Below are 25803 nucleotides of genomic sequence, written 5' to 3'. Positions count from 1 at the left end.
CATTCGCGAACCGAGCCACGGGACCACGCCCGCGGAGTCGTGGATTTCTGGGGGAATCGCCGCGCCGGGCGACGCCGAGGGGTTCCAAGACCATCGACATTCGGTGCAACTTGCTCTGGAAAGAAGGTACCCTGTCACGGCGCGCAAGACGTGGTCGCGGCTCCTGCCCTGTCGCTTTCACCACCCCGGCACAGGCGGAGGGTCGCGGCGCATTCCCGCCCCGGGCCACTTCTGTGATATCGTTTCACGGCACGCTGGATCATTCCGCTGCCCCGGATTGGAGTCGGCAGATAATTTTCGGACTTTGGAAAACCCCACTTGTCACCCTTTCGGAGGCGCGCGGCCCCGAGGGGATCCGGATTTACGCCGTTGGCGACATCCACGGATGCCTGTCCCTTCTCAACAAGCTTCTGCAGAAGATCGGGGAGGATATCGCACGGTCAAAGCCGGATGACTGGCGGATCATTTTCCTTGGCGACTATGTGGACCGAGGCTCGGATTCCAAGGGCGTTATCGACCGTCTGATCGCGCTTCAGGCGGCGGATCCCCGCCACATCCTGCTCGCGGGAAACCATGACGCGGAATTTCTCGCCTTTCTCAAGCAGCCCAGCATGGATGGCGTCTTCGTCAATAGCGGCGGCAACGCCACATCGCGCTCCTATGGCGTGAAGCTCAATCCCTCCAAGCTGAAGACGGAGGCCGATCTCGAGCACGTGCACCAGAAGCTGGCGGATGCGGTCCCCTCCTCGCACATCCGCTTCCTGGAGGGGCTGCAGCACGCGGTCTCATACGGGGATTATTTCTTTTGCCACGCCGGAGTTCGCCCCGGAACGCCCCTGGACAGCCAGGACCCCGACGATCTCCTGCGGATGCGCGCACCTTTCCTGCAATCCTTGATGCCCCTGGAAAAAGTGGTGGTCCACGGACACACGATCAGCGCGAAGCCTGAGGAGCGGATCAACCGTATCGGGATCGATACGGGCGCCTATCGAACGGGCCGTCTCACCGCGCTGGTCGTGGATGGCAACGACAAGGCTTTTCTATCGAGCAAACCGTCGTAGCGGGCAGTTGCTCGCGCAGGATTGCGGTTAGCCGATAGATTTCACGTCTATCGGGACTTACATCGACACCCTTACATCATCCAGAAACTCCGATCCGGGCGCGAGACCCGAGAGCAACAGCCGATCGCGAGCCCGTGTCGCGGCGACATAGAGCAGATGCCGCTCGGCTTCCTGAATCGCCTCGAGGTCGGCCATGTCGCCGACATCCTTGAGCCGCTGCGGATCCGGCAATACGTCCTCATCCAGAGCCATGACGGCAACGGCCCGAAACTCCAGCCCCTTGGCATCGTGCATGGCAAGGATCGCCACCTCGGCGCCCGCGGCCCTCCGTGCCGCTTCGGCACGCGCCAGCTGGCCGGCGCCCCGCACGAGGATGGCCAGTTCCTCGGCCTTGATGCCGCCCGCGACGCCATCGCGGATCCACGTTCCGACGGCCGCGACCTCCCCGGCCACATCGTTGAAGAGCCGAACGATCGGCTCGGGCCCATCAAACACCGACACCGTGCCGCGTCGGCTCTCGCTCACCCCGTCCTGGTCGATGAGGGTCGACATGAGCAGTCTGTCCGCCAGCGACCGTATCTGATGCGAGGTTCGATAACAGACCTTGAGCACCTGTGACCGGCCACGGATGTCGAGCCCCAGCTTTGCCCAGGAAAAGGGAAGCTTGAAGATCCGCTGGCCGAGATCACCGGTCAGGAACAGCGCATCCGGTCGCGCCCGACCCGCCGCCGCGAGGAAACGAACCTGGGCCACGGAGAGATCCTGCGCCTCGTCGACGACAAGATGCGTGCAGGGGAACGCCCGCTCCCCAAACGCCCGCTCTCCAAACGCCCGCTCCTCCCGCGCTTCCCCCTCCAGCAACTGCCGTGTCAACCGCGCGTAGATGTCGGGCCAGGTGACAAGACCGGCCCGCGCCAGATGTTCGCGCACGAAGGCGAACGCCGTCCAGGCGGCCTCTCTCTGCTTCAGGCCGAGACGGGTCTTGCGGCCAGGACGCGGAACGAGCGCATAGCCGGCGGCATCGCCGATCTGCCAGGCATCGACCACGTCTTCCCACTCCTCGATGAGGAAGGCGGCGGAATGGCCATCGCCATGCCCCGCCTTGCGGGCGGCATCCACGGCCATTCGCACGTCATCGCGGCTGGCGATGCGAGCGGGACCCGACCAAGTCTCGAACAGCGCGAGCGCCACCGGATCGAGCGCCCGCACGGTCACGCGCCCGCGCAATTCCGGCGCGGCGTCGGCCAGCACATCGACCTTGCGCTGCAGCGCCTCGGCGAGCGACTGTGAGAAGCTGGTGAGCAGCACATGCGCACCCGGCTGACGGGCGAGATGCAGCGCGCGGTGCAGCGCGACGATGGTCTTTCCCGTGCCGGCCGAGCCGGAAATCCGCGCGGGGCCGTTCCAGGCCTTTCCAACCAGCGCGCGCTGCGTGGGGTGCAGGAAAACCGCCCATTGGGCGAACGGCGCGTCGAGCGCGGCCTTGAGTTCCTCCAGCCCCTCGACGATGCGGAAGCGGCGCTGCGCATCGGGATGAGCATAGGGGTCCGCCCCGACAGGCGCGCGAACGGCGATATGATCCTCCAGCCGCCCGCCCGTGGCGATGTCGAGCAGCGCCTCCGCCGCTTCGTCCGGCAGGCGGGCGAACAGGCCGTCCACGCTGGCCGTGTCCGCGGCGCGGACGGCGTCCAGCCAGTCCCGCGGCACGCCGATATCGAGCAGCTGATCGTCGGTCAGCACCGCGAAGGGCCGGCCCGGCGGCAGGGCCGCGGCGGCCTCCTGCGGGCGGTCCGTGCGAAGGGGGGCGAGAGGGCTTTCCTCGGTCCGCTCCACGATTTCCACGAACTGCATCGCGCCGGTGCGCTCATGGGGCACCAGCCGGCGGCGCGAGGCCCAGCGATAGGCCTCGTCATGGTGATCGACATAGGCGATGAGCGTGCGCCCGCCGTCCCGGTGCAGCACGAGGCGGATATCCTGCGAGACGCGGGCGGTCCAGAAGCCCGGCGCGGCCTCCACCCGATGCAGCTGGAGGCCATTGCCGGTCGGGTCGAGCGCGAGGTCGACCGTGGCAATCTTCACCTGCTTCTGCTCGGCGGCGGAGAGCCGGCCGAGCGCCTTGGTGAAGGTGGAGGCGTAAAGAAGCGTCATCGGCCATCCCGTTCCCGCGCCACGCCCACGCCCACGCCCACTTCCACGCCCACTTCCACGCCCCTCGCCTAGACCGCCACCACCTTCATCACCTCGTCGCCGAGGTGATTGATCACCTTCACCGCCACGCGCCCGCCGTGCGGGCGGGGGAAGGGGCGCGAGCGGGTGCGCTTCAGGCTCTCCCAGGCTTCCGGGTCGATCTCCGCCTTCAGCGTGGTCTTCAGCGCCTTGTAGGGATCGTTGGCGCCGGGGAAATAGGCGTGGCGCACGCGGAAATTCTCGTAGTCGTAATCGGTGTCGATGAACCAGACCGCGATGTCGTCGGCGTCCGAGCTTTCGATCTGCCCGGCCTTGTACATGTCGACGCCGGCCAGCTCGATCGAGACCATCCCCTCGCCCTCGTCATGCGCCTGAATGTCCGGCTCGCCGAACACGGTGAACAGGTTGCCGGCGCCGGTGGAGGCGAGATCGGGCATGTGCAGATCGGGGTTGATGCGCGCCTGCAGCACGGTGAGCGCGCCCATGCGGTCGAACTCGCTGGCATGGGCGTCGAAATTGAACGCGGCGACGATCAGGAGGTCGAAGCCGGCTTCCATCGCCTCGCGGGCGGCGGCGGTGATGTCGGGACGCGAGACGGTGCCGTATTCCGGGCCGACAAGAATGGCGGCGCGGCGCTCCGGGCTGTCGGCCAGCGTGTCGCCCTCCCCTTCCGAGGCCTGCCGCACCCGGCCCTCGGCGCAGATGAAGCGGCCGGGCCACGGCTTGATCGCGGTGAATACCAGCCGGTCCGCCCTGTGCGCCTGCTGCACGCCGGATTTCCTCAGATTTTCGAGGATCATTTCGGCAAAGTCCGCGCTCTCGACGCTCTCGCCCTTCTGGCGGCGGCCCTCGCTGGCTTCCAGCTCGTCGAACAGGCTGTCGTCATGGTCCACCGCCGGCACGCGGTGCGGGGAGAGGCTCTCCACCGTGAAGGGACCGGCGACGCGCACGCGGCCCTTGTCCTCATAGGGCTGGTCATAGAGATATTCGGTGTCGGCGCGGGCGGCGATGGAGGCGTCGATCTCGCCTTGCCGGGCGATGCGCGCCGCCCACCACGCCTCATGCGCCGCGCGCGCCGCCTCGGGCCAGTCCTTGGCGGCCTCGCGCGGAATCTCCCATTCCGGCCAGTCCTTGCCGAGGCTCGCGTTCAGCGCCGCGCGCGGCGGCTCCAGCTTCGACTGGAAGGCCTCCCAGATGGTGTCGATCTCGGCATTGTTGGCGATGGATTTCAGCGTGATATGCGGCACGCGCTTGTAGACGAAGCCGTGGCGCAGCCGGCCATAGGTCGGCGTCTCCGAGGGAAGCGAGCGGGTGATCTCGGCCTCCCTGCGCTGGCCCTCGGGGCTGTCGGCGAGGAGATACCAGTTGTAGCGCGCGCCCATCAGCCGGGCGCGGGCCAGCGCCAGCGCGACGCGGCTGGTATCCATGGTGATCCAGCGCCGGCCCCATTGCTCCGCGACAGTGGCCGTGGTGCCCGAGCCGCAGGTGGGATCGAGCACCAGATCACCGGGATCGGTGGTCATGAGGATGCAGCGTTGAACAATCGTCGAACTCGTTTGAACTACGTAGACTATACCGCTTGCACCGGCCACATCAGTCCAAACATTCGAAAGCGGATAGGCTGCAAAATCGTCAATATACCTCACATAGGCGATCGTACGTTTCCGTGCTTCAATCCGACCCGACCTTCCAAGGCGCTCAAGTCCCGTGAGTGACGTCTTCCAATTCGACGATTCTCCGGAATGATAAGACCGACCTCTAAACGTCCACGAGGCTGTTGTATTGGTTCTAACGCCACTAGAAATGAGGCTGGTCAGCTGAAAAGCCCGACTGGCGTCCGGTAACGGCGCCCCGTTCTTCTCCTCATCCGTGAGAGGACGAACATGTCCGTCAAGCGAGCGGACCTGATTGTAGCGCAGACCGCTACCCTCGCCCACGCCGAGTAACTTTCCTAGATATATCTGACGATACTTTGCTTTTTTTGCATCTCGCGAATACCAGACGATGTAATCAGATACATTTGGAATAAACGACGCTTCCTGACCGCCAGTCTTCTGGAGGCAAATGATCGATACACAGTTCTCATCCCCAAACACCTCATCCATCAGCGCCCGCACGCGGTGGACGTTCTCATCGCCGATCTGCACGAAGATGGAGCCGCTCTCGGTGAGCAGGTCGCGCGCCACGGTGAGCCGGTCTCTGAGATAGGTGAGATAGGAATGTATTCCGTCCCGCCACGTATCGCGAAACGCCTTCACCTGCTCGGGCTCGCGGGTGAGGTGGTCGGCCTTGCCGTCCTTCACGTCGCGGCTGGTGGTGGACCACTGGAAGTTCGAGTTGAACTTGATGCCATAGGGCGGGTCGATATAGATGCACTGCACCCGGCCCTTGAGCCCCTCGCGCTCCGCAAGGCTCGCCATCACCTTCAGGCTGTCGCCCAGGATCATGCGGTTCGACCAGTGCTGGTCATGGGCGTAGAACTCGGTGCGCTGCTCCCGATCCAGCCCGTTGAAATCGGCGAACAGGTCGGGCGTCGCGTCCGGCTCGCGGCGCCGCTCGCTGGCGCGCTTCAGGTCCTCGATCAGCGCCTTGGGGTGGATCTTCTCCTGAATATAGAGCGGCGGCGCCTCGACGATGAGGTCCGACCAGTCCAGCACATCCTTGCCGCGCCACACCAATTGCGGGTCGAGATCCGGGTTGCGCCGCTGGTACGCGGCGCGGATCGGCTCCTTCATGTCCGGCGGCACGAACGCCTCCAGCTCGGCGGTGGGCGCATTCTTGCGCGTCGCCTCGTCATGGGTGAGCGTGTCGACGCGCAGGGGGGATTTGGACATCAGGCTTTCCTCGAAGGCGCAGGCGGGGCGGCGAACGGGACGAAGGCTCAGGCGGCGGTGACGGAAGCGGCGGATATCGTGACACGATCCAGCCACGCTTCCACCTTGGCGGCGAATTCGGTCTGGATGGTCCACACATCGCGGAACTCGGCAAAGTCCCAGCGGCCGAGCCCGCCGAGATTGTTGACGCCCGGCACCCACAGCGTGCGCATGGTCTCCGCCTTGTCCTTGTCGTCCTCGTCGCGCGCGCCCTTGATTTCCACCACGAGATGGAGCGGATCGGCCTCGCCGCGCCCATCGTCGATGCGCAGGATGAAGTCGGGGCGATAGCGCCGCACGTCGCCGCTGGCGGAATAGGGCACCTCGAAACCGAGATTGTGGTTCTTCACCCAGGCCAGCACGCGCGGATGGCGATCCGCCACGCGGCAGAATTCCGCCTCCCAGTCGCTGTCGATCACGGCGTAGTTGATGTGGCAGCGTGGCCCGGTCTCGTAGCGGTCCTTCGAGGTCATGAAGCGCACATGGCGCGTCGAGCCCTCGCGATTATAGGGATCGAGCAGCGCCAGCACGCGCCCGCCACCCTCCTGCCCGCGGGTGATCGCCGCCATGATGCGGTCGGCCACGCGGTCGGCAATGCCGTAATAGAGCAGCTGCGCCGGCTGGGTGCCGCCGGTGCACACAAGATGCTCGGCCATCCAGCGGCGCACGATGGGCTTCAGCTGCATGATGAGCCCGATCTTGGGCTGCTCATTGGCATCGGTGAGCCGCCGCTTGACGATCCAGTCGGCCAGCCGCAGCTGGATCGTCGCCGGGCGGACATCGGCGAGATGGGCCAGCGTCAGGTCCGCCTGCTCGCCGATGATGCCGGCATTCACCGTCTCGGTGGCGCCGACGAGGTCCGGAGTCAGATCCAGCGTCGAATCCTCGCTGAACGCCGCGGCCAGCACCTCCTGCCCCAGTTCGGTACGGTAGCCCTCGACACGGGGAAAGCGGATCTCGCTCATGTCGCGGTCCGGGCTGATGGCGAAGACGCGCTCCATATTGTCCGGCGGGCTGGGCTTGGCCACCACGGGCTGGGCCGTGAAGTCGAAGGGAATGCCGAGCACATCGGCATATTCCACCTTGAACAGCCCATCCGCCTGCAGCTGGTAGGACTGGCGCCGCAGCGCCCGGCCGATCACCTGCTCGCACAGAAGCTGGGTGCCGAAAGCCCGCACGCCCAGCACATGGGTGACGGTGTTGGCATCCCACCCCTCGGTCAGCATCGACACCGAGACCACGCAGCGAATGCCCTCGCCGAGCGCGCCCTTGCGACCGACCGTGTTCATCACCTCGCGCAGGATGGTGGCGTCATCAATGGCGTCGGCGGCGGAGCGGTCGCCGGTGCGCTGGGTCAGCTCGTCCTTGAAGCGCTGGATTTCCGGGCCCGCGGCCTCGCGGAACTCGGGGCTGATGGCCTCCCCGCTCTCCAGCTGCCCGCTGTCGATCAGCAGGGTGCGCATGCGCGGCAGGGCGGTGCCATCGGGATCGAAATTGAGGAACAGCCCACACTTTCCGGCAACGAGCGAGCGGTTGCCGTGCTCGTCCTCCAGCTCGTAGCCGGCGATGTAGTCATGCACCAGCTTGGAGGTCGCGGTGTTGTTGCACACCACGATGAAGACGGGATCGACGCCGAGCCCCGATTCCCGCCACAGCGCGTGGGTCTTCTCATAATGGCCGTACAGCGCGTCGATGGCGCTCAGCAGGGGGTTCGGCAGTTTCTGCGGATCATAGCCCCTGGCGCTGGCCCGGCCCTTCTTGGGCATGATCTTTCCGATATGGTCCCACAGATTGCGGAACATCGGCGTGTCGCCGCCCGGCACATTGTCCATGATCGGCACGCGCGGCAGCTTGACGATGCCGCATTCGATCGCGTCCATCAGGCTGAAGTCGCTCATCACCCAGCCGAACAGCGATCCCTCGCGATAGCCCGAACCGCGCAGGAAGAACGGCGTCGCGGACAGGTCGTAGACCATCTGCGTGCCGAGCTCGCGCTTGATCGCCTCCAGTCCGGAAATCCACAGCCGGGCCGCCTCGTTATTCTCCTTGGCCTCGGCGAGGGCGTCGCCTTTCAGCTCGGCCAGTTCCTCGGGCGTCAGCGGCCGCTCGCGATAGCAGTGATGCGCCTCGTCGTTCAGCACGACGATGTTCTTCAGGCCCATCAGTTCGCCGGCCACCCGGCGGATCATCGCGCCGTCGCTCTCCTCGCGGGAGGTGGTCTTGAGCGCCGCCCGCTGCACCTTGTTGAGCGGGATCTCGTCCTTCTTCTTGAAGGCGTGGAAATTGGTGATGACGATCTTCGCCCGCCCCATGTCGGGGAGCATGTCCTCGGGCACGAGTTCACGCGTGCTGTAATAGCTCTCGGGATCGTTGGGCTGCAGGACGCGCAGCCGATCCTTGATGGTGATTCCGGGCGCCACCACGAGAAACCCGCGGGAGAACTTCCTGGCATTGGGATGCCGCACGGCATTGACCGTCTGCCAGGCGATGAGCATGGCCATGACGGTGGTCTTGCCCGCGCCCGTCGCCAGCTTCAGCGCCATGCGCATGAGTTCGGGATTGGACGCGGCGTTGGCGGCTTCCAGATGGGTCCAGAAGCGTCGACCCTGCGAGGAGGATTTCGGCGCCACCTCGGTCAGCCAGATGACCGTCTCCACCGCCTCGATCTGGCAGAAGAACGGCTTCTGATTCGCGAATTTATGGTTGCGCCAGTGCCGCAGCAGCCGCGCGGTCGACGGCGTCACCTGCCACTGGCTCTCCGGCAGCCGCCGCCAGCTCTCGACGGCCGAGCGAATGCCGTTGATCACTTCGGTCGGGTTGTATTCCTGCCCCTGCTCGTCCGCGAGCAAATCAGCCTGCACCGGCTTGCCACGCACCTTCCTCGCCTTGGGAATTGGCGAGACGAGTGCACTCGGCCGTCTGCGCGCCACCACGCTATTTGTCGGCTGGCCGTTGGCGTCGAGCTCCCAATGGCGGTTTGGTTCGGCATAGGGCGAGTTCAGTATGGGAGAGCGAAAAAACGCTTCATTCATCAGGCCTGCAACTCCCGCCAAACCCTACTGGCATTGTTGCACTTTTGCATGCCACACCCTGTGGTGGTCAAGGCAAGGGGCGGTCAGAGCAAGGCTGTTCACCTGACGATCCCCCGCGCTTCATCGGCCGCATTCCTCAAGCAACGTCCCCGACGCGCGAAAATTGCGATGGCTTCATGCCTGAGGCTCCCGGCCTCCCGCATTTCCGACGGGCGCGAAATCCCAACCACGTTCGGAACGACAGCCCGAGCTTCAGGCGCTTCAGGAGGATGACCCGCTATCGCCAATAGGCCACCGCGAGGCATTGTGCGGCGTCGATGCCGGACGCCTTCCAGTGCTCCTTCAGGCGCCGCGAGCAGTCGGCATGTGCCCCGGCCCAGGCAAAGACGGTGGCATCCTCGGGCGGCCGGATGGACGCGACTTCATCGAAGAGCCGTTCGCCGGCGGTCTCTCCTTCACGCGGATGCACCCATCGCACGACGATGCCCGGCGGGTGGGACAACGCGACCCGCTCCTCGAACCCTCCCACACATAGAATGACGACACCGGCCGCCGTGCCCGGCATGGCCTCGACAATCCGCGAAATCGCCGGCAGCGCGGTCTCGTCGCCGGCGAAGACATGCCAGTCGGCCGTCCCGACCGGACGCCCCACCGGCCCGGCAATCTCGCATGTGATGCCGGGCCGTGCCTGCGCCGCCCAGTCGCCGGCCGGTCCCGGTTCCTCATGGAGGAAGAAGTCGATGTCCATCTCGCCAGCGGCCGCATCGATCCGCCGGATCGTGTAGAGGCGCGTCGCCCGGCTCGCACCCTCGCCGACCGACAGCCGCACATGCAGTTGCCAGGAGACATCGAAGGGCGCGAGATCGTCGCCGCTCAGGGTGATGCGACGCATCCGCCGGGAGAGGCCCGCCACGCGCACCACCTTCATCGTTCGCCGCGCGAGGCCGGCATCGCCTGCGGGGATCGTATCGGGGGATGCGACCGTCATCGCCGGGCCAGCATGTAGAGAAGATAGGGCGTGCCGATGAGCGAGGCGAACAGCCCGATCGGCATCTGGTAGGGGTAGAAGGCGAGCCGCGAGGCGAGGTCGGCAACGCCCATCAGCAGCGCCCCGAGAGCCGCCGAGGTGGCCAGCAGGCTCCTTGCGTCGGCCGCGCCGACATGGCGGGCAATGTGCGGCGCCATCAGGCCCACGAAGCTCACCGGCCCGAGGGTCAGCGAGGCGGCGCCGGTCAGCAGCGCCGCGAGAGCAAGCAGAACCAGCCGCGCGCGCGTCATGGCGAGGCCGAGCGCCGCCGGCATCTCATTGCCGAGGGCCAAAAGGTCGAGCCAGCGCGACAGCACCAGCGCGGGGAGGATGAGCAGGAGGGCGAGTATGGCCGTCACCCCGGCGATCACGGGGTCGACATGGGCCGTCGCGCCGGTGAGCCAGGCGAGGATCATGCCGGCCTCCATGCCCCCGCGCGTCATCAGCACCGTCAATGCCGCGCCGCAGAAGGAGCCCAGGGCGACGCCGCCGAGCAGCATGCGGTTGCCCTCGAAGGCACCCCGGCGCGCGGCGACGATCAGGACCGCGAAGCCGAGCATCGCGCCCAGCGTCGCCCCGGTGATCTGTCCCGCAAGGCCCATGGCGGGAGCGGCAAAGACGCAGATCGCCATGGCCAGGATCGCCGAGGAACTCACGCCGAGCACTTCCGGACTCGCGAGCGGATTCGACGTCATGCGCTGGAGCAGGCAGCCCGCCGTGGCCAGCATGGCGCCACCCGCCATCGCCGCAACCAGCCTCGGCGCCCGCCAGGGAAGCAGCGTGGCCATCGTGGAAAGAGAATCGAACCCGATAGTGCCCTCGCTCCGCCCGACCAGCAGCGCCAGCGCGGTAACGATCGCGAGGCCGCCGAGAACGGCCGGCCAGAGCCGCCGGCGCGACGCTTCCGTCACTCCCTCGGCCCGCAGGTCCGGACGCGCCGTGCGCAACCGGCTGGACAGCCAGAGCAGGACAGGTCCGGCGAACAGCGCGGTGACGGCGCCGGTCGGCATGTCGAAGCGGCTGGCCCGATCGATCGCCTGCACGATTCCGTCGGTGACACTCAGCATCAGGGCGCCCAGCAGCGGCGACAGCAGCAGGACAGGGCGCGCCGTGCGTGCCCCCATGAGCCGCGCGAGATTCGGCGCGGCCAGGCCGACAAAGCCGATCACGCCGACCTGGGACACGACGGCCGCCGACAGCGCCACCGCAAGCGCGAGGATGGCGAGCCGTGTGCCCGCCACCGACAGCCCGAGGGCGCGCGCGCCCGGATCGTCGAGCGTCAGCAGCGAGAGCGAGCGCAGGAACAGCATCGAGATCGCGAAGGCCGGGACGAAGCGCACGGCCAGATCGATAGCCGGCGTCCAGTTCTGCTGCGCGAGCGAGCCGCCGCCCCAGAGGAACAGCGAGGTCAGGTACTGGCCGCTATAGAGGATGATGGTGGCGGCAAGAGAGGCGCAGAGCAGCCCCACCATCATCCCCGCCACCACCACGGTGGCCGGCTCGAAGGAACGGCGCCAGGACAGGCCGAGGACGATGAGCACCGCCATGAGCCCGCCCGCGAAGGCAACGCCCTCGCGCGGGAAGCCGCCGAGTTCGGGGGCGAACGCCGTCATGGCGACAATGGCGAGATGCGCGCCGGCCGCGACGCCGAGGCTCGACGGATCGGCCAGCGTGTTGCGCAACACGCTTTGCAGCAGCGCACCCGCCAGCCCGAGGGCGGCCCCCGCCAGAAGCCCGACGACGTAGCGCGGCGCCAGGCTGTGCAGCGCGACGAGGGCGGGGAAGCGCCCCGAAGGGTCCATCGCCGCGATGGCGCCATCCGCCGAAAAGGCCTCCGCGAGGGACCAGCCGAACAACCCCACCGACAGCGCGGCGAGGATGAGGCACACCGCCAGGAGACGGCCGCGGGAGGAGAAGGCGGCGGTCGTCATGCGAGGGCGCCGCCCAGCAGGCGCGCGAGGCGGCGCGCGGTCGGCAGCCCGCCAAACGGGTTCACCGGATCGATCACATGAACCCGGCCCTGCGCGACCGCCGGCAGGGCGTTCCAGAGCGGGCTCTCGGGCAGCACCCGGAGCGCATCGGACGGGATCGGGCGCACGATGATGATGCCGGCATCGCCCGCATTCGCCAGTGCCACAAGGTCCACCGGCGCCTGGGCCGAATAGCGCGTCTGGCCCGCCCAGGCATTGCGCAGGCCGAGGCGGTCCAGCACATGGCCATGCATGCTGTCGGCGCCGAATACCCGGAAGTGCCGGGGATCGCCGATATTGATGATGGAGAAGGACTCGCCCCGCCGGCGGGCCAGCCGCTCCCTCTGTGCATCGATTTCCGCCGCCACCGCGAGGATGAGGTTTTCCGCCGCCGCCTCGCGCCCGGTCAGCCGGCCCAGTTCCCGTGCCGCCGCCACGGCGGGCTCATAGGGGGAACGCCCGCGCTGGTCGATGCGAAAGCTGCGGACCGGGGCGATCCGGCTCAGATTGGCCTCGTATTTCACGTACCACGGCGCCGAGAGGATCAGGTCCGGCGCGGCGCGCAGCAGCGCCTCGTAATTGAGGCTGCCGCGCAGGCCGAGATCGGCGATGGCGGGCGATGCCGCCGGCTCCACCACCATCTGGCGATAGAGACGCAGTTCCGCGGCGGCGACCACCTCGGCACCGATGGCCAGCGCGGTCTCCAGCATGGCCCAGTCGATCGCGGCAACCCGCACCGCGGAAGGCTCGCCGGCGCGGGCCGTCCCGGCAGCGCCCGCAAGGGACGCCCCCGCCAAGGAGGCCAGAGCGCTGGCGCACAGCGCGCGGCGGGTGAGGCCGCTCACAGCGGATATCCGATCGGCTGGCCGAGATCGCGGGGATGCGTGATTCCCATGGGCACGGCGTAGATGCGCTCAAGCACCTCCGCCGTCATGACCTGCGCCACCGAGCCCTGGAACACCACCCGCCCGGCGCCGAGCGCGACGATTGAATCGCAGTGGCGCGCGGCGAGGTTGATGTCGTGGAGGATGACGACGACGGTGATGGCGCGCTCAAGCGACAGTTCGCGAACGAGGGCAAGAACGTCCATCTGGTGGGCGAGGTCGAGCGCCGAGGTCGGCTCGTCGAGCAGCAGGCACGACGCATCCTGTGCCAGCAGCATGGCGAGCCATGCCCGCTGGCGCTCGCCGCCGGAAAGGGTGTCGACGCGCCGCGCCGCCATGTGGAGCAGGCCCGCACGCTCGATCGCCTCGTCCACCTTGGCCCGGTCGCGCGAGCCGAACCGCCCGAGCGCGCCATGCCAGGGAAAGCGCCCGAGCGCCACCAGTTCGCGCACCAGAAGGCCATCGGCCGAAGGGGTGAACTGCGGTAGATACGCCACCTCGCGCGCGAAGGCCCGCGCCGTCAGGGAGGCGACAGGCCGCCCGCGAAAGAGCACCTCACCCGAATGCAGCGGAAGCTGCCGGGCGAGAAGCTTGATGAGCGTGCTCTTGCCCGAGCCATTCGGACCGATCAACCCATGGATGCGGCCGCCCTCGAGCATGAGGTGCACGTCATCGACGACAGGCCGACCGTCAATGCGCACGGTGACGCCTTTAAGCTCGAAGGCGGCAAAGCCCAATCGCTGTGTCGGCTCCACCGTTTCCATCACCAGCGGTAGTAAAGGCCCGCGCTTACCGTCCGGCCGTAGCCATAGGCGCAGGTCGTCGAGGTGTAGCAGGATGCCAGATAGGTTTCGTCGGTCAGGTTCTTGGCGTTCACCTGCAACCGCCAGCCGTCGAGCTTGGCGTATTTCTTGCCAAAATCGTAGGACAGCGCAGCGTCGAACAGCGTCACGTCCGGAATCTCGATCGTGTTGTTGGTGTTGTAGCTCGACCCGATATAGCGAACGCCGACAGCGCCCGCGAGTCCGTACAAGGGCGAGTCCGGTTGGACGTTGTAATGCACCCAGAGCGAGGCCATGTCGTCGGGCACGCCGACCGGAACGAGGCCCTGAAGTCCGCTATTGTCCTGCGTATACCGGGTGTCGAGCCGGGTATAGGCGGCGAGCATGGACCAGCCGTCCTGCAATTCGGCCTTGGCCTCGAACTCGAAGCCACGCGAGCGCGCCTCGCCGATCTGAACCGAATAGCCGATATGGGCGAGATCCGAGGTCAGGAGGTTCTCGCGCGTCAGATCGAAATAGGCCGCGGTTATCAGAATGTCCGTGCCGGGCGGCTGGTACTTGATGCCCGCTTCGTACTGCGTGCCCTGTTCCGGCTCGAAGGCGTCGCCGTTGAAATCCGTGCCGGCGAGCGGCGTGAAGGATTCGGCGTAGCTCACATAGGGGGCGAGGCCGTTGTCGAAATGATAGAGCAGGCCGAACCGGGTGCTGGGCGCGGAATCGTTCTGCTTCTGCAGCGTGGTGCTGCGGGTCGTGCTCTCCGCCCAGTCCTGACGGACGGCGAGCGTGGCGATCCAGTTGCCGAAGCGGATCTGGTCCTGGGCATAGAGCCCGTACTGGGTGCCGTCGACATCGGTACGGCGCAGCGTCGGCATCGTCACCGCCTTGCCGTAGACCGGGTTGAAGATATTGATCGAGGGTGCGGTGCCGGTGCCCGAATTGTAGAAGCCGTCATAGGCCTGCGCATCGAAGCCGACGAGCAGCGTGTGACGCAGCGCGCCGGTGTCGAACTGCTTCTCGATCTGGTTGTCGAAGGCGAACGAACTGAGTTCGTCATGGGAATAGGTCACGGAGCGCGACAATGTCTGGTTATCGGCTCCCAGCGAACGGCCATAGACGCCGGCATAGTCGAGTTCGGTACCGAACCATTGTCCGTTCGCCCGCACGACCAGCGTGTCGTCGACGGCATGCTCGAACCGATAGCCCAGCGACGCCTGCGTGCGGTCGAACTGCTCGATATCGGGTTCCCCGACATTGAAGTCGCGCGGGATGACGCCCTTGGGGTTGAACACGGCCGAGCCGACGGAGGGCACCCCGGCATAGGAGTTCGCCTCCGGATCGCGCTGGTAGAAGGCGGTCAGCGTCAGGCTGGTCTGGCTGCTCGGCGTCCATGTCAGGCTCGGCGCGACGGCGAAGCGTTCCGCGGACGTATCCTCGATCTGGCCGTCGCCGGCGCTGCCGACCGCGGCCACGCGGTAGAGCAGCGTGCCATCCTTGTCGACAGGGCCGGAGAGATCCGCCACGGCGCGTCGATAGGCGAAATTGCCGACATCGACCCCGACCTCGTGGGACGGCTCGGCCAGCGGCATTTTCAGGATCTGGTTGACCATGCCCCCGGTCGGCGCCTGACCGTAGAGCACCGAGGTCGGCCCCTTGAGCACATCGATCCGCTCCAGGAGATAGGGATCGATCTGCGGCGAGACGAAGTTCATCTTCATCAGGCGCAGGCCGTTCAGATAGGTCGCGGCGTCGAAGCCGCGAATCTTGAACAGGTCGAAGCGCGTCGATATCGCGCCGCGACTCTCCGGAATGACGCCCGCAGTGTAGCGCAGCGCCTCGTTCAGCGAGAGCGCGTTCTGCTGCCGGATCTGGTCCGCGGTGATGACCGAAATGCTTTGCGCGGTCTCGACAAGCGAGGTGTTGGTCTTGGTGCCCGTCGACGATCGCTCGGCGACGAGGCCGTTCACCGGCCCGGTCGTCGACTGTCCGCTGCCTTGCACGCTGATCGTGTCGAGCTGCACGTCCGCGTCTTCTTCCGCGCAGGCCGACGACATGCCGGCCAATAGTACGGAGACAGCCAGAATACTGGACGGATGGCGGTAAAATATTCTGCGCATCACATGAATCGATCAGATCAATTGAAAGGGTGCGCAAACATAGCCGTGGCGATCGCCGCCGATCCAATAAGCCAACCTCGCTAATTTCATAGTCCTTGGTTATGATGATGTCACGATCCATCATTCTTGATTATAATAATTCCGATCTGGCAGCCTGAACCGGAAACATGAAGCGAGTTGCTGGCCCAAAGGTAGCGGAGACCTTCGAAATCCGGCATCTGCGGTACTTCGTGGTGCTGGCGGAGGAGCAGAATTTCGCGCGCGCGGCGGAGCGGCTCGGCATCGCCCAGCCCGGCCTGAGCCAGCAGATCATGAAGCTGGAATCGATCGTGAAGACGCCGCTGCTCGACCGCACCCAGCGCCTGATGAAGCTGACGCTTGCCGGTGAAGTCTTCCTTGAGGAAGCGCGCAAGACGCTCAATGCGGCGGAATCGGCGCTGGTCGCCGTGACCAAGGCCGGGCGCGGCGAGACCGGCCGCATCTCGATCGGCTATGTCGCCTCCGTCGCCTATGCCGGCGTGCTCACCCGCTCCATCGCGAGTTTCCGCAAGGCGCATCCGGACGTCGAACTGCAGCTGGTGGAAATGGAAATGGGCGAGCAGCTCGCGCGCATCTCCGAGGGGCGGCTCGATTTCGGCTTCATCCGTCCCCCCACGCCGCTGCCGCCCAATGTCGTGACCCGCGTCATCCTCAAGGAACGGCTGGTCGTCGCCCTTCCCGACGATGACGCGCTGGCCGGAACGGGGGCGGTGGATCTGGCGGATCTCGCCGATCGCGAATTCATCACCCCGCGACAGGCTCCCGATGTCGGCTTTCGCCGGAACACGACCACGGCCTGCGAAGAGGCCGGCATCAGCCCGGTGATCCGGCCGATCGGCCGGGACTTCACGACCATTGCCAGCATGGTGGCGGTCGGGCTGGGAATAGCCCTGGTGCCGAAATCGCTCGATTGCCTCCGGCTGCCCGGCGTTCGCTACCGCAACATTCGCGGCGTGCATACGACCTCCGAACTCGCGATCGCCCATCGCAAGAGCGAATTATCCGCGGCGGTGCGGGCGTTCATCACCCATAACCGCTCGGCCACATTCACGGCCGAAGCGTGGGAATGACCGGCAGATGGTCAAGCCCGCGGGCACCGTACGGGCGGCCGTGGCCCAGCGGGGCGAGGCTGGCGGCACGCCACGGCGGGACCTCCTCGCAATCGGTCTGCTTCATGGGATTGTCAGCTTCGAGTTGCTTGATCTGCGGGATCAGCATCCTGTCGCTGACAGCGCGCATGGCGCGCCGCAATTCGCCGTCGCGGATGGACCGTTCGCAGCGATGTGACGCGCCGCGTGGACCTTCTACCCCAGCGGGTCCGGCATGACATGCACAACAGCGCACGCGGGCGATCCCTGCGCTATATAGGGGTGCGCAGCCGCAGCGGCTGCACGGGTGGAGGGTGCCATGACGTCGACATTCCCGGGACTTGCGGGCGCATGGCGCCGTCTCATCGCCCCGCTCCTCCTGATAGCCCTCGCCTTGGGGCTGGCCGGCTGCGGGGTGAACAACATCCCGACCAATGAGGAGAAGGCCAAGGCGGCGTGGAGCGACGTGCTCAACCAGTATCAGCGCCGGGCCGAGCTGATCCCCAATCTCGTCGAGACCGTGAAGGGCTATGCCCAGCATGAGAGCCAGGTACTGACCCAGGTGACGGAAGCGCGGGCGAAGGCCACGTCCATCAAGGTCGATGCCTCCACCATCACCGATCCCGAGCAGTTCAAGCAGTTCCAGCAGGCGCAGTCGCAGCTCTCCGGCGCGCTCGGCCGGCTGATCGCGGTGTCCGAAGCCTATCCGGACCTGAAGGCCAACCAGAACTTCCTCGCGCTGCAGGCGCAGATCGAAGGCACCGAGAACCGCATCGCCGTGGCACGGCGCGATTATATCGAGGCGGTACGGGTCTATAATACCGAGCTGCGCACCTTCCCCGGCGTGCTCTGGGCCAGCACCCTGTATCGCAGCAGCAAGCCGATGGAGACCTTCACCATCCCCGACGAGCAGACCAAGCCGCCGCAGGTGAAGTTCAACTGAAGGAGCGGCCCGTGCATCCGCCGCGTCTGCGCTTCCAGTTGCCCGCGTTTCGGCTGCCAGCGCTCCGGCTGGCCGCGCTCCCCGTGCTGGCCCTGCTGCTCGCGCTGGCCGGCGGGGATGCGGCGCGGGCGGAATTTGCCTTCCCGGCCCTCACCGGTCGCGTGGTCGATGCCGCGCAGGTGCTGCCCCCGGCCGCGCGCGCGGCGCTGGAGGAAAAGCTCGCCGCGCAGGAGGCGCGCACGAGCGACCAGTTCGTGGTCGCCACCCTCCCCTCGCTGGAAGGCACCTCGGTGGAGGATTATGCCAACCGGCTGTTCCGCTTCTGGAAGCTCGGACAGGGGGAGAAGAATAACGGCGTGCTGCTGCTGGTGGTGCCAGCCGAGCGGCGCGTGCGCATAGAGGTCGGCTATGGGCTTGAAGGCGTGCTGCCGGATGCCGTGGCCAGCACCATCATCCAGACTGCCATCCTGCCGGATTTTCGCGCCGGCAATATTGCCGGCGGCATCGAGAAGGGCGCGGATGCGGTGATCGAGGTGTTGAATCTCGATCCCGCCGAGGCCGAGCAGCGCGCCCGCACCGCCGCCGCCCCCGCAATGAGCGGCGATGACTGGGGCCACATCATCTTCGTGGTGCTGATGATCGCGTTCTGGGGCTTCGTTCTCTACCGTCAGGCCCGCTCGGGCAACCTGCGCATGCGCGGGCGGCGCGGCGCGGTTCTGCCGGGAAGCACGGCGGGATGGGACTGGTCGCGCCGCGGCAATTCCGGCGGCAATTCCGGCGGCTGGTCGGGTGGCGGCGGAAGCGGCGGTGGCGGGTTTTCCGGCGGCGGCGGGTCCTCCGGCGGTGGCGGCGCCTCGGGAAGCTGGTGAGGAGACGACATGCTGACACCCCAGGAGCATGCCGCGGTCGCGGGGGCGATCCGACAGGCGGAAGCGGGCACCGCCGGGGAGATCCGCGTCGTCGTGCTCACCCGCCCGCTGGTGCGCCATGCCTTCTTCGGCCTGATGTGGGCGGCGCTGCTGGCGCTCGTGCTGCCCTGGCCGCTCGCGCTGCTCACCCCGCTGGAAATGCCGGCGCTGCTGTCGCTTCAGGCCTGTTCGTTCATCCTCGCCGGCACGCTGCTGATCTTCACCCCGCTCGGCAGCCGGCTCGTGCCGCGCCTTGCCCGCGAGGAGGCGGGACGGACGGCGGCAATCGAGCATTTCCTCGCGCTCGGCATGCACCAGACGCGCGGGCGCACCGGCGTGCTCATCCTGGTGGCACCGCAGGAGCGGCTGGTCGAAGTGGTGGCGGACGAGGCGATCCACGCCAAGGTCGGGCACGAAGCCTGGCGCGGCGTCTGCGCCGCCGTGCTGGCCGGCGCGCGGCAGGGCCGGCTGGATCAAGGGCTGATGGAGGCGGTCGCCGAGGCAGGCCGCATCCTCGCCCATCACGCTCCCCGCATGCCCGGGGACAGCAATGAACTGCCGGACCGGGTCATCGTGATGTAGGCGGAGACCGCCCCGGGCCGCTCTTTCCAGCGCCGATATACGCCCTCATGCGCGTCGCGCAGGGCGGCAGCGCATTTACGCAAGGGTCGTTTTGCTCGCCGTCACACTCATGCCGCATCACAGGACGATGCGAAGCGCCTATATCGCGTAGCCTGAGTTCACCGGACATTCCACCATGAGCGCCCTCGGTTTCCTGCCCTCCTCCGTCATCTCCGCCATCCTCGTCCTCGGCTTCGCCGGGGTGATGATCCTGGCCTTCGACGTCTTCGCGCCGCGCGGCGAGGGCAAGCGATAACGCGCGCGTAAAACCCCCGCCGTTCCGACGGGCGTCGCCCCGCGTGGCCTTGAGGGCGGCGCGGCATATCGAGATGTCGCGCCCAAATTCCCGTATGGCGGACCGCGGCGGACGCCACGGTCACAGCTGGCCCGCGCCTACCAGCAGCGCGTCCGCCAGCCGCCCGGCACCCGGACGCGGCGGCACACGCGACGACGGCGGCGCGGCGGAGCGACCCAGTAGCGACGACCGTTGCGCCAGACCCAATAGGTGCTGTCGGCCGGCGTGCCGTCCGGCGTCACGCCATAGGCCTCGGGCGGGAGACTATCGGGGCTGGAGGACGGCATCGCCCTCAGCGCATCCAGCGGCACGGCCTGCGCCGGCGTCGCCAGGAAGGGCGCGAGGGCAGCCACGCCCGCCGTCGCCGACCCGATGCCGCAGAGTCCAAGCAGAAAAGACCGTCTGTCCATGGGTTGCCTCCCCGAGCTGCGTCGCATCAGCAACGCGGGACGGGCAAGCATGTTCCCGCGATCGGCCTTCGACGCGCACCACCCTTCCCACAAGGAGATCGCCGCATCGCCTCCTTGGTGCATTGACAACGCGGCGCCAGACCATATTGTGAAGGTGCTTATCTGTTGAGCACGCTTGGATAAGCAGCACATTGGCTGAAGAAGCCTCGGGCAACAGCGCCCCGCGAGACCCCCGCCTGACCGGCGGGCGTGGTTTCGTGGGGTTTTTTGCGTTTGGCCGATGGATCGACGGCATCAGGGAGTTGAGATGGGCGCGCCCCTTCGCATCGGCATTCTCTATTCCACCACCGGCGCCTATGGCGCCTTCGGGCGCGAATGCCGCGACGGCGCGGAGCTTGCCGCCGAGCGTCTGGTCGGCGAGGGCGTGCCGGTGGAACTGGTGATGGCCGACCCGCAGGGCGAGGCGAGCCGCTATGTCACGCTGGCGCGCGAGCTGCTGCGCGAGAAAGGCTGCCGCCACATCATAGGCACCGCGCTCTCCGCCGCGCGCAAGGATGTGGCGCCGCTGGTCGAGAAGCATGACGCGCTGCTGTGGTACATCTGCCCCTATGAGGGGTTCGAGGCGAACGAGAACATCATCTATACCGGCGCCTGCCCGAACCAGCATTTGCTGCCCTTGTTCGACCATCTCATCCCCCGCCATGGCGGGCGGGTGTTCCTGCTGGGGGCGAACTATGTGTGGGGCTGGGAGATGAACCGCCTCGCCCGCGAACTCCTGCTCGCCAGCGGCGGCGAGGTGGCCGGCGAGCGCTTCCTCCCCATCGAGGAGACCGAGATCGGCCGGCTGATCGCCGAAATCCGGACGCAGCGGCCTTCCTTCATCCTCAACAACCTCATCGGCCCGTCCAGCTATGCCTTCCTCGCCGCCATGAGCGAACTGGCGCGCCAGGACGCCGCCTTCCGCCCCGAAATCTGCCCGGTGGTGAGCTGCGACCTGACCGAATGCGAGCTGGGCGAGATCGCGCCCGGCGTGGCGGTGGGCCAGCTGGCGGCCGCCTGCTATTTCGACAGCCTCGACACGCCGGAAAACCGCGCTTTCAAGGCAATCGCGGCGGCGCGCTACGGCGCGGGCCGGCGCTTTTCCTCCTTCTTCTCCGGCGCCTATGCGGCGGTGCGGCTCTGCGCCGAGGCCATCCGTGCCGCCGGCACGGACGAGCCCGCCGAAGTGCGCCGCGCGGTCTGCGGCAAGCTGCACCCGACCGTGCAGGGTCCCATGCGGATCGATCCGCACACCAATCACGCCGCCCTGCCCTTCCATCTCGGGCGGATCAATGGCGCGGGCGGATTCGACGTGATCGCCTCGCGTCCGCCGATCGCCGCCGATCCCTATCTCACCGGCGATCCCTGTCTCACCGGACCGCGCGCGAACCGCGCCCCGCATCTGAGGGTGGTGTCATGAGAACGCCGAACCTTGTCGGCCGCCGCGCCCTTGTCCTGCACCGTCCCGATGAAGCCATTGCGCGGCTGGAGCGCCAGCTGCGGCTGATCGGGCTCGATGTCGAGCAGCGCTGGGCCCCCATGCGCCCCGGCGAGGCGCCCGATATCGTGCTGGTCGATGCCGATCAGGGCTGGAACGGCCTGCTGTCCTGGGAGCCCGGCACGGCGGCCGCCATGCCGGTCGTCGCGCTGCTCGGTTCGGAGGCGCCGGGCCGCATCGCCTGGGCGATCGACCAGGGCGCGGGCGCCATCATCGCCAAGCCGGTGGCTGCCGCGGCGGTCTATCCCGCCCTCGTGCTGGCGCTGCACGCCTTCGATGAACGGGTGCAAGCGCAGCAGAAGGTCGCGGCGCTGGGCGAGCGGTTGCGGCTGCGGGCGATCGTCGCCCGGGCGGTGGAAGCGATCGCGCTGGCGCAGCAGGGGGACGAGGACGCCGCCTATCGGCAATTGCGCGACTTCGCCATGCGCCGGCGCCTGACGCTGGAACAGGCGGCGGCGGCGATCCTCGCCCGCCAGCACGTCCTGCCGGAGGTCGGTTGATGTCGCCCGGCTCCCTCCTGCGCGGCGTGGCGCGCCGGCCGGTGCTGGCGCTGGCGCTGGCGGTCATCATCGGCGTGTTCGCCTGCGCCCTGCTCGCCCCGCTGCTGGCCCCCTATGCGCCGGACGACCAGATGTTCGACGGGCTGTCGCTGGATGGCGCGCCGCTGCCGCCCTCCGCCCAGTTCCTGCTCGGCACCGACACGCTCGGCCGCGACCTGCTCTCGCGGCTCATCTATGGCGCGCGCACATCGCTGCTGATCGGGCTGGTCGCCAATGGCACCGCGGTCATGATCGGCCTCGCCGTCGGCGTGATCGCCGGCTATTTCTCCGGCCTGCTCGGCGGGGTGCTGATGCGCTTCACCGACCTGATGACGGCGTTTCCCGCCTTGCTGCTGGCCATCGTGCTGGCGGCGCTGCTCAAGCCCAGCCTGTGGATCGTCGCCATGGTCATCGCCATGGTGAACTGGGTGCAGGTCGCGCGCATCGGCTATACCGAGACCCGCTCGCTCGCCGAGCGCGACTTCATCCTGGCCGAACGGGCCATGGGGGCGGGCAACCTGCGCATCCTCACGCGGCATATCCTGCCCCATCTCGTGCCCACCGCCATCGTCTGGGGCACGCTCGGCATCGCCACCACCGTGCTGCTGGAGGCGACCCTGTCCTTCCTCGGCATCGGCGTGCAGCCGCCGCAGCCCTCCTGGGGCAACATCGTCTTCGAGAGCCAGAGCTATTTCCAGTCCGCGCCGTGGCTGGTGTTCTTCCCCGGCGCGGCGATCCTCGCCACCGCACTGTCGTTCAACCTGGTCGGCGACGCGCTGCGCGACCTCATCGACCCCACCCAGCGCGGGAGGGATTGATGGTGCTGCTGCTCGCCCGCCGGCTCACCCAGGCGGCGCTCATCCTGCTCGGCGTGGCCGCGATCACCTTCGTGCTGCTCTACGCGCTGCCGGCCGACCCCGCCGTGCTGCTCGCCGGCCGCAACGCGACGCCGCAGACCGTGGCCAATATCCGCCACCAGCTTGGCCTCGACCTGCCGCTGCCGGTGCAGTTCTGGAACTATATCGTGCATCTCCTGCAGGGCGATCTCGGCCGCTCGTTCAACCAGAAGACCGCGGTGGCCCCGCTCATCCTCGCGCGTCTGCCGGCCACGCTGACCCTGATGGCCGCCGGCATCGCCATCGAGGTGATGATCGGCCTGACGCTGGGCGTGATCGCCGCCGTGCGGCGCGACGGCGCGATCGACCGGCTGGTGATGACGCTGTCCTTCGTCGGCGTCTCGACCCCGCAATTCCTTGTCGCGCTGCTGCTGCTCTATGTCTTCGCGGCCACGCTCGGCTGGTTTCCGATGTCCGGCTATGGCACGCCCGCCCATCTCGTGCTGCCCGCCTTCACGCTCGGCATTCTCGGGGCCGGCTGGTATGCGCGCATCGTGCGCTCGGCGATGATCGACGTGCTGGGTCAGGATTATGTGCGCACCGCCCATGCCAAGGGCGTGCCGGCGGCACGCGTGGTGCTGCGCCACGCCCTGCCCAATGCGCTTCTGCCGGTGATCGCCATGATCGGCATCGATATCGGCCAGTTCATGAGCGGCGCGGTGGTGGTCGAGGCGGTGTTCGGCTGGCCCGGCATCGGCCAGCTCGCCTGGCAGGCGATCCAGCAGGTCGACATCCCCATCATCATGGGCGTCACCCTGGTCTCGGCGCTCGCCATCGTGCTCGGCAACCTCCTCGCCGATCTCATCGCCCCCTTCATCGACCCGCGTATCCGCGCGGGCTGAGGCACTGCCCAAGAATGCGTTCAACCAACCAGAGAGGGTTCCACGCCATGCTGAAGACCTTGCTGCGATCGACGGCGCTCGCCGCCGCCATCGCCTTCGCGCCAGCCGCCGCGCTGACGCTCGCCGCCACCGCGCCCGCCATGGCGCAGGCGCAGGGCGGCGACATCGTCGTCACCTACAAGGACGACATCGCCACGCTCGATCCCGCCATCGGCTATGACTGGCAGAACTGGTCGATCATCAAGAGCCTGTTCTCGCGGCTGATGGACTACACGCCCGGCACGCCGGACCTGGTGCCCTCGCTCGCCGAGAGCTTCACCGTGTCGCCGGACGGGCTGACCTACACGTTCAAGCTGCGCAAGGGGGTGAAGTTCTCCAATGGCCGCGTGGTCGTGCCGGCGGATGTGAAATACTCCATCGAGCGCGCGGTCGATCCCAAGACGCAGGGCCCCGGCGCCGGCTTCTTCGGCGCCATTGCCGGCTTCGACGATTTCGCAGCCGGCAAGGCCACCGGGCTCGCCGGCATCGAGACGCCGGATACTGAGACGGTAGTGTTCAAGCTTTCGCGCCCGGACGCCACCTTCCTGCATGTGCTGGCGATCAACTTCGCCTCCATCGTGCCGAAGGAGGCCGTCGAGGCCGCCGCCGGCGATTTCGGCAAGAAGCCGGTGGGCTCGGGCACCTTCGTGCTGAAGGACTGGGTGATCGGCCAGAAGCTGGTCTTCGCGCGCAACCCGGATTATTTCGTCAAGGGCGTGCCGCATATTGACAGCTTCACCATCGAGATCGGCCAGGAGCCGCTGGTGGCGCTGCTGCGCCTGCAGAAGGGCGAGGTGGACATTGCCGGCGATGGCATCCCGCCCGCCAAGTTCCTCGAAATCTCCAAGTCGCCCGACGCCAAGGACCTGATCGTCGACGGCCAGCAGTTGCATACCGGCTATGTCACGCTGAACACCAAGATCAAGCCGTTCGACAATGTGAAGGTGCGCCAGGCACTGAACATGGCGATCAACAAGGAGCGCCTCGTGCGCATCGTCAACGGGCGCGCCACTCCGGCCAACCAGCCGCTGCCGCCCGCCATGCCGGGCTATGACACGGCCTATAAGGGCTATGCCTATGACGTCGCCAAGGCCAAGGCGCTGTTGAAGGAAGCCGGCTATGCCGACGGCTTCTCCACCGTGCTCTACTCCACCAATACCGACCCGCAGCCGCGCATCGCGCAGGCGATCCAGCAGGATCTCGCGGCCGTCGGCGTGAAGGCGGAAATCAAGGCGCTGGCGCAGTCCAACGTCATCGCCGCTGGCGGCACGGAAGGCGAGGCGCCGATGATCTGGTCGGGCGGCATGGCCTGGATCGCGGACTTCCCGGATCCGTCCAACTTCTATGGCCCGATCCTGGGCTGCGCCGGCGCGGTGCAGGGCGGCTGGAACTGGTCGTGGTACTGCAACGAGGACCTGCAGAAGCGGGCGGTCGCGGCGGATTCCATGTCCGATCCGTCGAAGTCGGCGGAGCGCGTCGAGGCGTGGAAGAAGATCTTCGTCGACGTGATGGCGGACGCGCCGTGGATCCCGGTGTTCAACGAGCGCCGCGTGGTGGCGAAGTCGAAGCGGATGGGCGGCGAGCCGAACATCTATGTCGACCCCACCCGCGTCATCAATTACGACGCCATCTTCGTGAAGCCGTAAGGCGTGCAGCCCCCTCTCCCCGCCGGGGAGAGGGTTGGGGTGAGGGGTCTTCGACGCTTCGCAGTCGCGC

The 25803-nt window shown here is 67.3% G+C and carries 20 protein-coding genes; 11 read left to right on the top strand and 9 right to left on the bottom strand.

Annotated features, from left to right (window positions below):
• The first annotated feature begins 233 nt into the window (after positions 1–233).
• A complete protein-coding gene (locus QOZ99_RS13875) occupies positions 234–1061 on the top strand; it encodes a metallophosphoesterase family protein (RefSeq protein ID WP_306890579.1) in 828 nt (275 codons plus the stop codon).
• Positions 1062–1118: 57 nt separating this feature from the next.
• Here QOZ99_RS13875 and QOZ99_RS13870 read toward each other — a convergent pair whose 3' ends face one another.
• From QOZ99_RS13870 to QOZ99_RS13835, 8 genes are all read right to left on the bottom strand, one after another.
• A complete protein-coding gene (locus tag QOZ99_RS13870; RefSeq protein WP_306890578.1) occupies positions 1119–3209 on the bottom strand; it encodes a 3'-5' exonuclease in 2091 nt (696 codons plus the stop codon).
• 68 nt (positions 3210–3277) lie between these two features.
• Positions 3278–6082 carry a site-specific DNA-methyltransferase gene (locus tag QOZ99_RS13865; protein ID WP_306890577.1) on the bottom strand — a complete coding sequence of 935 codons (2805 nt, stop codon included), beginning with the start codon at positions 6080–6082 and terminating at the stop codon, positions 3278–3280.
• Positions 6083–6129: 47 nt separating this feature from the next.
• Complete coding sequence (locus QOZ99_RS13860) at positions 6130–9153, bottom strand: BPTD_3080 family restriction endonuclease (protein ID WP_306890576.1); 3024 nt, start codon at positions 9151–9153, stop codon at positions 6130–6132.
• A 277-nt stretch (positions 9154–9430) separates the two neighbouring features.
• Positions 9431–10141, bottom strand: coding sequence for a siderophore-interacting protein (locus QOZ99_RS13855; protein WP_306890575.1), 711 nt, complete (start codon positions 10139–10141; stop codon positions 9431–9433).
• On the bottom strand, positions 10138–12111 hold the full coding sequence (gene fhuB, locus QOZ99_RS13850; protein WP_306890574.1) for a Fe(3+)-hydroxamate ABC transporter permease FhuB: 1974 nt from the start codon (positions 12109–12111) through the stop codon (positions 10138–10140). The genes QOZ99_RS13855 and fhuB overlap by 4 nt, the downstream gene beginning before the upstream one ends.
• On the bottom strand, positions 12108–12995 hold the full coding sequence (locus QOZ99_RS13845) for an iron-siderophore ABC transporter substrate-binding protein (RefSeq protein WP_306890573.1): 888 nt from the start codon (positions 12993–12995) through the stop codon (positions 12108–12110). The genes fhuB and QOZ99_RS13845 overlap by 4 nt, the downstream gene beginning before the upstream one ends.
• A complete protein-coding gene (locus QOZ99_RS13840; protein ID WP_370876857.1) occupies positions 12992–13798 on the bottom strand; it encodes an ABC transporter ATP-binding protein in 807 nt (268 codons plus the stop codon). The genes QOZ99_RS13845 and QOZ99_RS13840 overlap by 4 nt, the downstream gene beginning before the upstream one ends.
• Positions 13798–15834: a TonB-dependent siderophore receptor gene (locus QOZ99_RS13835; protein WP_306890572.1), complete on the bottom strand. Its 2037-nt coding sequence runs from the start codon at positions 15832–15834 to the stop codon at positions 13798–13800. The genes QOZ99_RS13840 and QOZ99_RS13835 overlap by 1 nt, the downstream gene beginning before the upstream one ends.
• Before the next feature lie 263 nt (positions 15835–16097).
• On the opposite strand from QOZ99_RS13835, the gene QOZ99_RS13830 reads away from it, so the two are divergent.
• From QOZ99_RS13830 to QOZ99_RS13810, 5 genes are all read left to right on the top strand, one after another.
• Positions 16098–17039, top strand: coding sequence for a LysR family transcriptional regulator (locus QOZ99_RS13830; protein ID WP_306890571.1), 942 nt, complete (start codon positions 16098–16100; stop codon positions 17037–17039).
• A 7-nt stretch (positions 17040–17046) separates the two neighbouring features.
• The gene (locus QOZ99_RS13825) at positions 17047–17256 is read left to right on the top strand and encodes a hypothetical protein (protein WP_306890570.1); all 210 of its coding nucleotides are present in this window, start codon (positions 17047–17049) and stop codon (positions 17254–17256) included.
• 120 nt (positions 17257–17376) lie between these two features.
• On the top strand, positions 17377–18000 hold the full coding sequence (locus tag QOZ99_RS13820) for a LemA family protein (RefSeq protein ID WP_306890569.1): 624 nt from the start codon (positions 17377–17379) through the stop codon (positions 17998–18000).
• An 11-nt stretch (positions 18001–18011) separates the two neighbouring features.
• A complete protein-coding gene (locus QOZ99_RS13815) occupies positions 18012–18869 on the top strand; it encodes a TPM domain-containing protein (RefSeq protein ID WP_306890568.1) in 858 nt (285 codons plus the stop codon).
• A 9-nt stretch (positions 18870–18878) separates the two neighbouring features.
• Positions 18879–19490: a TPM domain-containing protein gene (locus tag QOZ99_RS13810; RefSeq protein WP_306890567.1), complete on the top strand. Its 612-nt coding sequence runs from the start codon at positions 18879–18881 to the stop codon at positions 19488–19490.
• A gap of 432 nt (positions 19491–19922) precedes the next feature.
• On the opposite strand, the gene QOZ99_RS13805 is transcribed toward QOZ99_RS13810, so the two are convergent.
• On the bottom strand, positions 19923–20234 hold the full coding sequence (locus QOZ99_RS13805; protein ID WP_306890566.1) for a hypothetical protein: 312 nt from the start codon (positions 20232–20234) through the stop codon (positions 19923–19925).
• Between the two features lie 307 nt (positions 20235–20541).
• On the opposite strand from QOZ99_RS13805, the gene QOZ99_RS13800 reads away from it, so the two are divergent.
• The 5 genes from QOZ99_RS13800 to QOZ99_RS13780 are packed head-to-tail and all read left to right on the top strand — an operon-like array spanning position 20542 to position 25733.
• Positions 20542–21693 (top strand): transporter substrate-binding domain-containing protein, encoded by a 1152-nt coding sequence (locus QOZ99_RS13800; RefSeq protein ID WP_306890565.1) that lies wholly within the window; start codon positions 20542–20544, stop codon positions 21691–21693.
• Positions 21690–22271: an ANTAR domain-containing response regulator gene (locus QOZ99_RS13795; RefSeq protein ID WP_306890564.1), complete on the top strand. Its 582-nt coding sequence runs from the start codon at positions 21690–21692 to the stop codon at positions 22269–22271. Before QOZ99_RS13800 ends, QOZ99_RS13795 begins: the two co-directional genes overlap by 4 nt.
• On the top strand, positions 22271–23128 hold the full coding sequence (locus tag QOZ99_RS13790; RefSeq protein WP_306890563.1) for an ABC transporter permease: 858 nt from the start codon (positions 22271–22273) through the stop codon (positions 23126–23128). The genes QOZ99_RS13795 and QOZ99_RS13790 overlap by 1 nt, the downstream gene beginning before the upstream one ends.
• Positions 23128–24048: an ABC transporter permease gene (locus tag QOZ99_RS13785; protein ID WP_306890562.1), complete on the top strand. Its 921-nt coding sequence runs from the start codon at positions 23128–23130 to the stop codon at positions 24046–24048. The genes QOZ99_RS13790 and QOZ99_RS13785 overlap by 1 nt, the downstream gene beginning before the upstream one ends.
• A gap of 47 nt (positions 24049–24095) precedes the next feature.
• Complete coding sequence (locus QOZ99_RS13780; protein WP_306890561.1) at positions 24096–25733, top strand: ABC transporter substrate-binding protein; 1638 nt, start codon at positions 24096–24098, stop codon at positions 25731–25733.
• Positions 25734–25803 lie beyond the last annotated feature (70 nt).

This window comes from Ancylobacter amanitiformis, assembly GCF_030814815.1.
GTDB lineage: Bacteria > Pseudomonadota > Alphaproteobacteria > Rhizobiales > Xanthobacteraceae > Ancylobacter > Ancylobacter amanitiformis.
Note: the sequence above shows the minus strand (reverse complement) of the source record. Positions and strands in the feature narration are given on the sequence as shown.